This is a genomic window from Dehalococcoidia bacterium, assembly GCA_041653995.1.
Classification (GTDB): Bacteria; Chloroflexota; Dehalococcoidia; order GIF9; family UBA5629; genus CAIMUM01.
Genome location: JBAZEK010000001.1, coordinates 133,575 through 146,959, shown reverse-complemented (window position 1 = coordinate 146,959; position 13,385 = coordinate 133,575). Strand labels below are relative to the sequence as shown.

At 53.2% G+C, this 13,385-nt stretch carries 11 protein-coding genes; 3 read left to right on the top strand and 8 right to left on the bottom strand.

Annotated features, from left to right (window positions below; genetic code table 11):
* The first annotated feature begins 5 nt into the window (after nt 1-5).
* Entirely contained in the window at nt 6-494 is a 489-nt protein-coding gene (locus tag WC359_00715; protein MFA5398959.1) for an Lrp/AsnC family transcriptional regulator, read from the top strand.
* 35 nt (nt 495-529) lie between these two features.
* On the top strand, nt 530-1,723 hold the full coding sequence (locus tag WC359_00710) for an aminotransferase class I/II-fold pyridoxal phosphate-dependent enzyme (protein ID MFA5398958.1): 1,194 nt from the start codon (nt 530-532) through the stop codon (nt 1,721-1,723).
* Here WC359_00710 and WC359_00705 read toward each other — a convergent pair whose 3' ends face one another.
* From WC359_00705 to WC359_00690, 4 genes are all read right to left on the bottom strand, one after another.
* A complete protein-coding gene (locus tag WC359_00705) occupies nt 1,724-2,536 on the bottom strand; it encodes an inositol monophosphatase family protein (protein ID MFA5398957.1) in 813 nt (270 codons plus the stop codon).
* Nucleotides 2,529-3,512 carry a tryptophan--tRNA ligase gene (gene trpS, locus WC359_00700; protein MFA5398956.1) on the bottom strand — a complete coding sequence of 328 codons (984 nt, stop codon included), beginning with the start codon at nt 3,510-3,512 and terminating at the stop codon, nt 2,529-2,531. Before trpS ends, WC359_00705 begins: the two co-directional genes overlap by 8 nt.
* A 125-nt stretch (nt 3,513-3,637) precedes the next feature.
* Nucleotides 3,638-4,369 carry a CARDB domain-containing protein gene (locus WC359_00695; protein ID MFA5398955.1) on the bottom strand — a complete coding sequence of 244 codons (732 nt, stop codon included), beginning with the start codon at nt 4,367-4,369 and terminating at the stop codon, nt 3,638-3,640.
* Nucleotides 4,370-4,452: 83 nt separating this feature from the next.
* The gene (locus WC359_00690; protein ID MFA5398954.1) at nt 4,453-6,075 is read right to left on the bottom strand and encodes a redoxin domain-containing protein; all 1,623 of its coding nucleotides are present in this window, start codon (nt 6,073-6,075) and stop codon (nt 4,453-4,455) included.
* A gap of 292 nt (nt 6,076-6,367) precedes the next feature.
* Between WC359_00690 and WC359_00685 the strand changes: the two genes are divergently transcribed.
* Nucleotides 6,368-6,670 carry a hypothetical protein gene (locus WC359_00685; GenBank protein MFA5398953.1) on the top strand — a complete coding sequence of 101 codons (303 nt, stop codon included), beginning with the start codon at nt 6,368-6,370 and terminating at the stop codon, nt 6,668-6,670.
* Here WC359_00685 and argS read toward each other — a convergent pair.
* The 4 genes from argS to WC359_00665 all read right to left on the bottom strand — a co-directional run bounded on the left by argS (nt 6,632) and on the right by WC359_00665 (nt 13,344).
* Complete coding sequence (gene argS / locus WC359_00680; GenBank protein MFA5398952.1) at nt 6,632-8,290, bottom strand: arginine--tRNA ligase; 1,659 nt, start codon at nt 8,288-8,290, stop codon at nt 6,632-6,634. The genes WC359_00685 and argS overlap by 39 nt on opposite strands.
* Nucleotides 8,291-8,358: 68 nt before the next feature.
* On the bottom strand, nt 8,359-10,827 hold the full coding sequence (gene recG, locus WC359_00675) for an ATP-dependent DNA helicase RecG (protein MFA5398951.1): 2,469 nt from the start codon (nt 10,825-10,827) through the stop codon (nt 8,359-8,361).
* A gap of 33 nt (nt 10,828-10,860) precedes the next feature.
* Nucleotides 10,861-11,697, bottom strand: coding sequence for a DegV family protein (locus WC359_00670; protein ID MFA5398950.1), 837 nt, complete (start codon nt 11,695-11,697; stop codon nt 10,861-10,863).
* Between the two features lie 18 nt (nt 11,698-11,715).
* A complete protein-coding gene (locus WC359_00665) occupies nt 11,716-13,344 on the bottom strand; it encodes a DAK2 domain-containing protein (GenBank protein ID MFA5398949.1) in 1,629 nt (542 codons plus the stop codon).
* Nucleotides 13,345-13,385 lie beyond the last annotated feature (41 nt).

Genomic DNA, 13,385 nt, shown 5'->3' with positions numbered 1-13,385 from the left:
GCGTTATGGAGAACGAGAAGAAAATCTTCGAGGCACTGGAAAAGGATGCCAAGCTGACCCACGACCAGATCGCCGAAATGACCGGCGTGCCCGTCCATGATGTACAGAAGATAATCAAGAAGGCGGAGAAGGACGGCACCATCGTTAAATACAAGACGGTTATCAACTGGTCCAAGCTGGGTGAGGAACAGGTATGGGCGCTGGTTGAGGTAAAGGTAGTCCCGCAGAAGGATACCGGATTCGGCGCCATCGCAGAGCGTATCTATCGCTTCCCCCAGGCCAAATCGGTCTTCCTGGCATCCGGCACCTACGACCTGGCCATACTCATAGCCGGCAAGACCATGCAGGAGATCGCTATTTTCGTCTCCGAAAAACTGGCGCCTATGGATACCGTCCAGGGCACGATAACCCATTTCATACTCAAGAAATACAAAGAGGACGGTGTCATATTCGAGGATGACGGTGAGCCCCGGCGGCTGGGCGTCGTAGCCTGATCACCACCCATCATACCTCTTACAGGAGACTCCATATGACGCATCATATTAAAAAAAACAAATGTAGCTATATATCGCAAAAAGCACAGGACATCTCACCATCGGGCATCAGGAAATATTTCGACCTGCTATCTCACATGGATGGCGCTATCTCTCTCGGTGTAGGAGAACCTGATTTCGTGACACCCTGGCCGATGCGCGAGGCCGGTATCACGGCAATCGAGAAGGGATTCACCATGTACACCTCCAACCGGGGCATACCCGAGTTAAGGGACGGCATAGCAAAATACCACCATAAATTCTATAACCTCAATTACGATCCGAAATCGGAGATTTTAGTGACCACGGGCAGCAGCGAAGCGCTCGACCTGGCTTTCAGGGCTATTATCGATCCGGGTGACGAGGTTATCATGTCCGATCCGCATTACGTGGCTTACCCTGTTTGCGTATCCCTGGCGGGAGGCGTGCCGGTGCCTGTTCCGACCTACGAGAAAAATAATTTTGAGCTAATGCCGGCCGATATCAAAAAGAAGCTGACACGCAAGACCAAGGCCATACTTCTGAGCTTCCCCTCCAATCCCACCGGCGCGGTCATGCCCAGGAAGCTGCTGCTTGAGATAGCGAAAATAGCGGTCGAACACGACCTGCTGGTGGTCTCGGACGAGATATATGCCCGTCTGACCTATGACATGGAGCATACCTGCATGGCCGGCCTGCCGGGCATGAGAGACAGGACCATACTGATCGGCGGCTTCTCCAAAGCCTTCGCCATGACAGGATGGCGCGTCGGATTTTCGCTGGCCAACGACGAGATCACCGAGGCCATGCTCAAGGTGCACCAGTACACCATGATGTGCGCTCCCATCATGGGCCAGCTGGCCGCCCTTGAAGCACTGAAGGACAGCAATAACCAGGAGGTTGAGGACATGCTGGCCGAATATGACAGGCGCCGGCGTGTTATAGTCAAGGGATTTAAAGACCTGGGCCTTTCCTGCTTCGAACCGAAGGGCGCCTTCTACGCCTTCCCCAATATTACATCCACCGGCATGACATCAGAGGAATTTGCCGAGGATTTGCTGACGGAGGAGAAGGTGGCCGTGGTGCCCGGCTCGGTTTTCGGGAAATGTGGACAGGGCTACGTTCGCTGCTGTTACGCTACCTCAATGCCCGAGATCGAAGAGGCCCTCAAAAGGATCAAGAAGTTCCTGGCACGGCGCCGCAGAAAATAACTACTTTTTAACCAGCCAGTCTCTGAATACACGGCCGAGGCGGGGATTGGCCGCTATGATCTCTCTGTCATGAATAGTGGCAGGGCGTCCCGTGTAATTTGTCACCTCTCCACCCGCTTCCCGCACCAGCAATAGTCCGCTGGCCGAATCCCACGGATACAGGCTCCTGTGAAAGTAAAGGCTCATCCGTCCACCGGCCACATAGGCCATCCCCAGGCTGGAGGAGCCGATCAATCTCATACAGTGTATCTTCGGCCACAACTTCATCGCCGTTTCTAATAGATCGTTGCTTCTTTCCGCGTCGTAGCCAAGGTCCACGCCGACCGCGGCGTCATTAAGGTCGGCAACATCCGCCACCTCGATTCTTTTGTTGTTCAAGTAAGCGCCCCTGCCCCTGACGGCCCGGAAGGTCTCATCGCGCATGGGATCGAAGGTAACGCCCAGCAATACCTCACCACGCCGGGCCAGGGCGATATTTACACAGAACAGGGGAATCCCGAAATGGAAGTTGTTGGTGCCGTCCAGTGGATCGATGATCCAGGTATATTCACTGCCCTCCCGCCTGCTCCCTGCTTCCTCGGACATTATCCCGTGTTGGGGAAACGCGGCGTTGATGATCCGAATAATGGTCTGTTCAGACAGCAGGTCGGCTTCGGTCACAAGATTGCGCTTGCCTTTGACCTTTGTGGCGTTATGTAAACCGAAGCGCTGCCGCAGTATCTTGCCTGCTTCGGCGGCTGCCTGTCTGGCCACATGATAGGCGGATTGTCCCTGTAAGGATGAAGGGAGTGATGTAGACGGCTTCTCAGTCATGCCTGCTGAGGCCCATTTTGAGCTTAACTTCGCCGATGGTCTTTCCTGCTATGGCCTGCGCGCGCTTCGCACCGTCGGCCAGTATTTCGTAAATATGGTCCGGGTTCTTCTCAAGCTTCGCCCTGCGCTCGCGGAAATCCTTGAGGCTGCTGTTTATCCCGGCCGCCAGCAGTTTCTTGCAATCGACACAGCCTATCCCCGCCACCCTGCACTGCGACTCGATCTCCTGTACACGTGATGCATTGAAGAACTTTTGCAGGCTGAAAACGTTGCAGACCTCCGGATGCCCCGGATCGTTGCGGCGCTGCCTGGCAGGATCGGTCACGGCCGTCTTTACCCGCTCCAGCGTCTCCTCGGGGGTCGCCGCCAGCTCGATGTGGTTGTTATATGACTTGCCCATTTTCTGCCCGCCGTCCAGGCCGCGCACCATGGGATAATTGGTCAGCTTGGCCTGCGGCTCGGGGAAGGTTTCGCCGAATATGTAGTTGAAGCGGCGCACTATCTCCCTTGTCATTTCCAGGTGCGGCAGCTGGTCCTCTCCCACGGGAACGGCGTCCGATTTATATAACATGATGTCGGCAGCCATCAATACCGGATACCCGACCAGGCCGTAGTTCACATTCTGCGGCTGCATCCTGGCCTTCTCCTTGAAGGTCGGGACGCGCAGCAGCCAGCCCAGCGGCGTGAGCATGCCCAGCAGTGTGAAAAGCTCGGTCACCTCGGGAACGTGCGACTGCACAAAGACGATAGACCTCTTAGGATCGATGCCGGCGGCCAGCCAGTCCAGCGTCATCTCGAAGATGTTGTGCTGGAGCTCGGATGTGCTCTCAAGCGTTGTCAGCGCATGCAGGTCGACGATGCAATAGATGCAATCATAATCGTCCTGCAGCTTGACGTAGTTCTGAATTGCGCCGATATAGTTGCCGATGTGCTGCCTGCCGGTGGGGCGCGCACCGGAGAAAACCCGTTTCTTCATAACAGGGGGAAAGTTTAACACAAAAATAATGTCATTGCGAGGAGCCCGCAGGCGACGCGGCAATCTGGTGTTGCCTCTATATCAAACACAGGATTGCTTCGCTTCGCTCGCAATAGTACAAATACTCAATAACTGTAATTCCGCCGCCTCAGTACATAAACTATACCAAGTGCAAGGGAAATCAATATTAATGTGCAGCTGCATAAGAGGATGATATTTGGATCTATTTCATTCTCGACCATAAAGGTGCCGGCCTGTACACCGCCTACGTACACGTCATAGGTTCCCGGCTGGCTTCTATTCACTGTAAAGTAAACCTGCCGGCTGCCGCCGCTTTCCACTGTGACGCCCTGGCTGGAATCCTCCTCGCCGTTGACATATAGCTTTATCCTGGTTGACCCGTTGACAGTTCCCTTGTTGGCAATATTAGCGGTTACCGTTACAAGTGTCCCCGGTAATACTTTTGATGTGGATAGCGATGCGCTCTGAACTAATAGATTTGGCAATTGCATCGGAGCAGGTGCTATCGTAGCTGGCATTGATGAACCATGTGGTGTAGTCGAAATCATGGTTGATATTTCTGGTGTTAGTATATTAGTAGTTGTAGGGAAAGGTGGAGGTTGACTTGGATACTCCATACCTGTGATAAAACCGGCAAATATGCCGAAATTCTGGCTTTGAGACAAGCCTGTAGCAGGTTGTCCAGCTATGCCATTAACAGAGTAGCTAGCAGAATTGCTAGTGCCGCCACTACTTGAAACTAATCCTGGAGTAATGGTAGAAGCCACTGCCAATGCTTCTCCAGCAGCAAGTGCGCCAATTGCTAGGCAAATCAGGGTTATGATGACAATTTTCATATTATGAGCCTAATAGCAATCACCAATTAACGCTTCTTCAAGCGGGTAAGAGAAAAGATCATCCTAATTAATGCATATATTCTTTAATAAGAGCTCAGCATGGCCTCAATGGCGGCGGCGTCGCTGAATTTACCATCCTGCTTGGCCCTTATGATTCCGCCGGAGTCGATGAAAAAGGTCACCGGTATACCACTGGTCACGTCATAGGCCTGGGCAACGGCGCCGGAGTCGTCCAGCGGGACTGTAAAAGTCCAGCCTCCAGTTGCAACAGCAGCTCCAACGGCTAGATCGCTGTTGGCGGGGAATCCGGCGGCAGCGCTGTTGATAATCAGCATGGCCACACTGCTTTCGGGATGATTATCACGCACGGTCTGAAAATCGGGCATCTCCTCCATGCTGAAATGACAGTTCAGATTCCAGAAGTTAATAATTACCTTCTTCCCCCGGAGATTGCTCAAAGTCACCTGGCTACCATCAATGCATCTCAAGGTGAAATCTGGTGCCATGTCTCCGATATATGGTCCAGCAGTCCAAAAAAATAGTGATTGCCCTATTGCCTTATACAGGTCAAGATGCTGGGGGTCGCTTGCACCACAGACCATGATTGCATTGCCATCTTTTAAGACACCAGTGACGACCGCCTTGGCCATACCAAAAGCAGCAGAAAAAACTATTTGATTGGCTTGCGTTGTACCATCGTCCAGCGTTATAGTAGTTTCACTCTCAACGCTGGGAGAAAAGGCAGCACCAGAGGAAGCAATCAGGTCAGTAAGGAATGATGTTGCTGCATCCGCAAAGTTAGTGGCTGGGCGTACGGCTATATAAACCAAGTCATCATCCTTTGCATAGAAGACGCCTCCGGATAGAGTCACAGTTTGAGAAGTCCATGTTTCAGGGTAGTGTACTGAGAAACGATAGTCATAATTTATATAAATTCCATTTACTGTTGGCGGTATTGGACCAGTCGTAGTAGTGAATGTCGCAACTGACGATGTAGCCACATTTCCATATATATCTTCTGCTTTAATCCTGTAGTAATATGTTGTATTAGCATTAAGTGAAGTCAAAGTGATGCTGTGACTGGTTACTAGAAGCAGTTGCTGTCCAGCTGACTCGTCAAAAGATGTAGTAGTGCCATAAAATATAACTGTATTTGTTCCTACATTTGTTGTCCAACTTATAACAGCACTTGATGAAGAGATACTGGATACGGTGATTCCTGATATTACCGGTGCTACAGCAGGTGCTCTTATAAAAGAATCTGCTGATAATCCCTGAAGTGTTTGTGCATTCTCCGCTTGAAAAGCATAGGGAACCGTTGTCAGGCGTTGTCTCGGCGTCATCTCGTTATCTGTGCCCACTTTAACTCCGAGGTATCTGGTACTGCCTTCAAATATGCTTTCGTTAAGTGCATTTTGACTGCCCAGCAATACATTAAATACCCCATTTTGCACCGTTACCTGCTGGGTTTCTTGCCAAAGCGCACTGCCACCGGTATCTGAAGAATAAATCGAGAAGGTCATTTGATATTGATTATTCGGTACAGGATTTCCTGTAGCTGGATTGGTTAATGTCCCCTGATAATTGATAAGCCCTGGTACGCTTGATGATCCGTTTCCTTCAGCTAAACACCACCCCGTAATGCCACCCGCAATTATCCCTAAAAGAAATACTGCTGCAACGCTTAATAATATCGCCGCTCTCATTATTATTCAATCCTCCGTTGTGTTGTTTTCTGTATGAATGAGGTAAATACTTTATTGCAGCCATACAGTGTAAGGAGAGCTCATATTCTGAATCGTCTATTTCGCGAATTAGTAACCAGCAATGCCGCATTCATACCTTTACGACCCTTCATCTCGGATATTCTAATCTCTTTTCATAATAATTAGCAACGCTTATCTGAAATTTGTTTAAATCTTTTCCGCCTCCCCCCCCACCCTGACAAAACCCTCTTTTTTAATCAACGCATGTGTACTATCATGATATCCAACGGCTATGTCTTTACTCGAAAAAGCGCTCAGGAAAGGTAACTACGAGCTGGCGGCTAAGACCATCGTCTACGGCATGCTCAAAGTGATTCATGATAGAAAAGAAGCAGAGAAGTGCGCCCAGGGGCAACCAGAACGCCCGGAGGTACTAGTGGATTCTCGATTAAGCCTGCCCTATCCTGATACCGCCATTCGGGGACACAGGATTGCCGCGCCCTGCGGCTGCCACGCCTTCGGCTCGCAGCTTCGGCTCACCGCAATTACAGGCTTATTACATACTGTCCGGCGCGCTCATGCCCATCAGGTGTAGCGTCCCGGCCAGCACCGTCCTGGCCGCCAGCACCAGCTTCAGCCTGGCAGCCGTCAGGTCGGCGTCTTCCGAGATGACCCGGCACTGTTTATAAAAAGAGTGAAAGACCGTGGCCAGGTCCTGGGCATAAAACGGCAGGTGATGCGGCTGACGTGATACCGCAACGGTCTCGATTATCTCCGGCATCCTGACCATGCTGCGTATCAGCGTCAACTCGGGCTCGGCCGTCAGCAGGCCTGTATCGCCTTTACTGAAATCGATCCCTTTCTCAACCGCATTGCGCAGAATGCTGCTGATGCGCGCGTGCGCGTACTGCACGTAATAGACGGGGTTGTCGGCGGATTGCTTTATGGCCAACTCCAGGTCGAAGTCCATCTGGCTGTCGGCCGAGCGCGACAAAAATACGAAGCGGCAGGCGTCGGGACCCACCTCCTCCAGCAGCTCGCGCAGTGTGATGATATCGCCGCTCCTCTTGGAGACTTTAACCGCCTCCTTGCCACGCCTCAGCATCACAAGCTGACATATGATTATCTCCAGCCTCTCGGGATCGATGCCCAGCGCATTCAATACTACCTTCATGCGCTGCACATGGCCCTGGTGATCGGCGCCCCAGATGTCGATTACGTTGTCGAACTTCCTGACGGCGAACTTGTCGTAATGATAGGCAATATCCGAGGCGAAATAGGTGGGTGTGCCGTCGGAACGCACCAGTACATTATCTTTATCCTCCCCCAATGTGGACGAAGTAAACCAGGTTGCATTTTCCCTGTCGACTATATAATTTCCATCGCGCAGCATCTGCATGGTGCTGTCATACCTGCCGCTCTTAAACAGGCCCTGCTCGCTGAACCAGACATCGAAAGTCACTCCCAGCGTCTCGAGGTCCTGTTTGATCTGCTGCATCTCCCTCTCAATACCGATTTGGCCGATCTCCTCAACAGCGCGATCCTCCGGCATATTGGCGAATTTATCCCCGTATTGATTGACCAGATCACCGGCCAGGTTCGCCAGATAGTGGCCGTGGTAACCATTGGCCGGTACCTCGGCCTCTTTGCCCAGCTTCTCCAGGTAGCGGGCATATAACGACCGGTGGAAGGCCTGGAGCTGGCTTCCGGCATCGTTGATGTAATATTCGGTGGACACCCTGTATCCGGCCGCTTTAAGGACGTTGGCCAGCGTACTGCCCAGCACGGCTCCCCTCCCATGCCCCACGTGCAAAGGACCGGTCGGGTTACCGCTCACGAACTCGATCTGAATGCTTTTATCCTCAAGTTGTATATTGCCATAGGCTTCTCCGGCCCGGCAGATAACGTCCACCTGGCCGGCCAGCCATTTTTGACTTAATGTGAAGTTGATGAACCCGGGCGGCACCGCGGCGACTTTCTCAAAATCGCTGTCCTTCGGCATATTCTCGATTATGGCTGCAGCAATATCCATGGGCTTTGTGCCTGTCAGCCGCGCCAGCTTGAGTGGAAGGCTGCTGGCATAGTCCCCGTGTTCCGGTCTGGCAGGTCGCTCTATGGTTATATCAGGCAGGCTGGACTTCTCCACCAATCCTTTTTCACAGGCGCGGGCGAATGCCTGCTCAAGCATTTCAGCCAGGCGTTTTTTGAAAGTCATGTAATCCCCCGAATAAATCAGTAAAATTTGCCCGGGAACACACGGGTTCCCGCCGAGAAAGTAATATTTTAATTGTTTTCTATGCTTTTATGCCAGATTCTATGATACTCCAAAGCTAACAGCCCATTTTCGGCGGCGGAAAGTCCGGGGTCTTTTTCAAATATCATGCGGGCCTCCCTGCGCGCCATCTCCAACAAGCGTGTATCCGATAACTTTGCCATCTTAAGATCGGGCAGTCCGCTCTGCCGGGTACCGAAAAACTCGCCGGGCCCGCGCAACTCCAGGTCCTTTTCGGCCAGGGCGAAGCCGTCTGTCAGTTCCTCGATGGCCTTCAGCCTTTCCTGTCCGTATTCCGAGGGGTTCTCCGACAGCAGGATGCAATAGCTCTGGACCTCACCCCTTCCAACCCTGCCCCGAAACTGGTGCAGCTGAGAGAGACCGAAACGGTCCGCCGCCTCAACCAGCATCACGGTGGCATTGGGCACGTCTATGCCAACCTCCACCACCGAGGTGGATACCAGTATATCCAGGCTGCCGTCCTTGAAATCGCGCATGACGGATTCTTTATCGGCATTCTTCATCCTGCCGTGGAGCAGCCCCAATTTTAGATCGGGGAAAACATCGCTCGACAGGTGCTTGTATTCCGCTACCGCCGCCTTAGCGTCAAGGCTCTCGGACTCCTCGATCAGGGGGCAAATAATGAAGGACTGTCGCCCCTCGGCGGCCTGCTTTTTTATAAAATTATATGCGCGCTGGCGGTCCTCAGGCTTCAGCCAGCGCGTTTTTATTATCAGCCGGCCGGCCGGCATCTCGTCTATCGTCGAGATGTCCAGATCGCCGAAGAGCGTTAGCGCCAGTGTCCTCGGTATGGGAGTGGCCGTCATAACCAGAAGATGTGGATTGTAACCTTTCTGTTTCAAAGCTGAGCGCTGCAGTACGCCGAAGCGGTGTTGTTCATCTATTACGGCCAGCCCCAGGGACGCAAATTTTACCCCCCTCTGTACCAGCGCATGAGTACCCACCACGATGTCCACCGATCCCCGCTTTACCAGTTCATGCGTCCTGGCTTTATCTGCGGCAGACAGGCTGCCCGTTAAAAGAGCGATCCTGATTTCGCGACCCATGATTCCCTTGAAGATACAGATATTCGATTCCGCATTGCTTTCCTCTGAAATGGCTGACAGCAGCTTCTGTAATGTCGAGAAATGCTGCTCAGCCAGTATCTCGGTGGGCGCCATCAGCGCGCCCTGGCATCCGTTGGTAACCGCAGCCAGCAGTGCTATGGTTGCCACCACCGTCTTGCCGCTGCCCACATCGCCCTGCAGCAAGCGCGACATCGGTACGTCTTGCTCGAGGTCCCGGCATATTTCTTCTATGACCCTGACCTGGGCCGCAGTCAGTTTGAAGGGCAGCGTCCCGATGAATCCTTGAATATCTTCCCTCTTTATATGGAATCCCCGGCCCGGCTGATCCTCCTGCCAGTCGCGCTTCTTATTGAGCACACCGATCTGCAGCAGGAAAAGCTCATCGAAAGCCAGCCGCTGCCGCGACCTGTTCTGCGCTGCATAGTCAGAGGGATAATGCGCCTGCATTATCGCGTCCCGCAGGTCCATCAGCCCGCAGCGCTGCCGGACGGGTAACGGCAGAAACTCGGGTAGAGCCGTCAGATATACATCCAGCGCCTTTCTCACTACAGCCCGCACCTGCCTGGGAAAGAGGCCGCCGGTCAGGGGATAGACGGGGACCATGCGACCGGTGTGCAGGAGCTCACGATCGTCAACAATCTCCCACTCGGGATTTTCAAAAACCTTACCGTAATTGAATTCTCCCACTCTACCGCTGACGGCTATTTTAGTATTTACTTTGAGCTGTTTTGCCACCCAGGGCTGATTAAACCACACAGCCCGCACATTGCCGGTCTCATCACCCAGCACGGCCTCGCTGCTCTTCATGCGGCCCAGCATGACCTGACGCGCTTCCCACACATCGACGAAAATCGTCTGCTCTTTGCCTGTTTCGAGCGTGGATACGGTGCAGCGCCGGCTGAAGTCCATGAAACGCCTCGGGAAGAAATAAAGAAGATCCCTTATACTGGCCACGCCCAGTCTGGCCAATCGTGCCGCAACTGCATCGCCTATGCCTTTTATCCTGGATGCCTGCAAATCCAGAGATTCGGTTGCCACCGCAGTGGATACCGTCTTACCGGACGCCGCCTTCGCTCTCTGCAAGGACGCTTTGCTCGTCTGCACTCCAACCTTACGAGAACTCTCTGTGCTGTCCAGTTCCCTCAATACCTGTTCCACCCATTTCCGCCTCTCATCGACATTCTTCTCAGCGTAGGAAGGCTTGCCGAGCAGCAGCGTCTTTAATTGCGGATGAGCCAGAAAATAATCGTGGCCGGATGGGATTTGCGAAATCCACCTGGCCACGTATTTGTCGAGGCCGCCGATTACAGCGCGGTTGTTATAACCGCCTCTGGCTTCCAGATTCAATACAGTCCTGAAAGTGGCAGCGTTTTCAACAACAGGCTGTGTCATGGACGCCGCTTTCACACACTGTATTCACAGGGGCTATTTGCCCTCGATGAAATTCACACAGAGCACATGGGGTCCGACATGGGCGCCGATCACTGAATTAACCGTGCTGAAAACAGTTTTTTCCCTGGGATAAAACTCGGCGACCCTCTTGGCCAGTATCTCCAGCTCGTCCGGCGTGGTGGCATGCTGGAGCATCAGGCCCTCGATTTTGTTAGCGCCCTTTACCAGATTGACCAGAGCATCGATAGCCTGAGTTCTGCTCCTTGTCCGCTGCACCGGAGTCACAATGCCTTCGCGTAGCGTCAGGATGGGGGTTATCTTGAGCAATCCACCCAGTAAGGCCTGTGCGCGTCCGATCCTGCCACCCTTGCGCAGGTACTCCAGCGTATCAAAGACCATATAAGAATGGGACCGGGAGCACATGTCATTCACGGATGCAACAATATCCGCCAGCTTGGCGCCGCTCTGAATCATCTCCGCTGCTTTGATAACGGGCAGGCCCAATCCACCGCAGGTCTGCAGTGAATCCACGATCTCGATTTTACAGATATCGCCTACCAGAGCCTTGGCCTGGATGGCGCTCTCGTAAGTAGCGCTGATCTTGCTGGAAAACAGTATCAGTAGAATCTCATCGGTTTCCTTGGATAGCCGGGTGAACAGCTCGGAAAAGTATCCCGGTGACTGCGCCGAAGTCGTGGGATGTACCTTGGACTCCACCAGCTTCTTGTAAAACTGCTCTGCATTGATGTCTATGCCGTCCCGGTAAGTCTCATTTCCGAAAAGAACGTTGATGGGCACGATAGTGATGGCGTACTTTTTGATTAGATCCGCCGGGATATCACAGGTGCTGTCGGTAACAAGTTTAATCATGACTTAGCCTCCCTTGACTTATTCCAGAGATACTACATAGAAATAGTGGGGTTGTCCTCCGCTGACCAACTCGAACTGTTTGCCCGGATACTTCTCCTTTAATTGTTTGACCACCTCCTCAGCCTGCTCACCCGGCAAATCAGCACCGTAATATATGGTGATCATCTCGACCGCACCGATCCCGCCTTTATCGAGGCTCCGCACAAGCACATCTTGAACGTCATCGCCCGCCGCCACGAGATCCGTGTCATCGATTATGCCGATGGCCTGCCCCTGCTTAATCTTAAGCCCGTGTATCTGGGTCGATCTGGCAGCCGTGGTAACCTCGACTGTCTTGACCGATTTAATGGCCTCGCTCATCGACTTAATGTTCTCTTCCAGCGTGCTCTCGTAGTTGAAAATCATCAGGGCTGTGATGCCCTGGGGTATCGTGCGGCTCGGAATAACCTCCACCGATTTCCTGGTCAACTCTTTAATCTGTGAGGCTGTCAGTATGATGTTTTTATTATTGGGCAACAATATGACCTTATCCGGCTCGACGGCTTCAACAGCAGCCAGTATCTCCTTAACGCTGGGATTCATGGTCTGCCCGCCCTTCACCACCACGGCGCCCAGGCTCTCATATAATTTGATCATGCCCGCGCCAAAAGCAACGGCCACTACCGCTATATCCGTGGGCATGGCTTTTTGCTTCTGCATCTCCTTGAATCCGACGTGCTGGTCATCCATGTTCTGGATCTGTATCTGGTGAAGGGTGCCCAGCGTCGTGGCGTAGGCCAGAATACCCCCTGGATCGTACGAGTGAATATGCACGCGCACGGCGGTCTCATCGCCCGCCACTACCAGCGACTGCCCCCTGTCCTCGAGCTTACGCCGGATCTTCTCGGGGTCCAGGTTCGTTCCCTCCAGCAGGAAATTGGTGCAATATCCGTAGGCTTCATCCTCATCCACAGAGATCACGTTGACGTTCCTGGTCGCTGTGATGTTGGCGCTGACCATCTGGGGTTTGCGGAACTGCAGGTCCTCCAGTTCACCTTTAAGATATCTCAGGGCGCCATCCAGTAATATGTACAATCCCTGGCCGCCGGCGTCCACCACGCCGGCTTCCATCAGCACGGGCAGCAGCGTGGGGGTCCTGGCGACAGACTCACGGGCTTCCTTGACCGTCTCATCGATAATGGCCACCAGGTCATCAGGGTGCTTGTCCGCATACTGCTGGCCTGTGCCGGCGGCATCCCCTATAACCGTCAGTATAGTGCCTTCGACGGGATTGGAAAGGCCCTCCCGCGCCGTCTTGGCCGCCTGCACCAGAGCTGCGGCCCAGTCCGTGCCGTTGAATTGAGCTTTCCCGTCGAATCCCTTGGCCATGCCTCGAAAGATCTGGGCCAGGATCACGCCGGAGTTGCCCCTGGCGCCGAGAAGCGCTCCGTGCGACATGGCTTTGGCCATTACGCCCACAGTACTATCGGTAGCCCTGTCCGCTTCTTCGATAACCGACCTGAGGGTAAGCAGCATGTTGGTGCCCGTATCGCCGTCGGGGACCGGAAAGACGTTGATGGCATTGACCTCGGCGACGCTCTTCTCCAGCCAGTTGCTGCCGGCCGCAAACATATCTCTGAGGTCTTTGCCGTCCCAGGACTGTTTCATCTGTCTCCTTTCAACATTTTGAACGTTGTGGTATTATATAT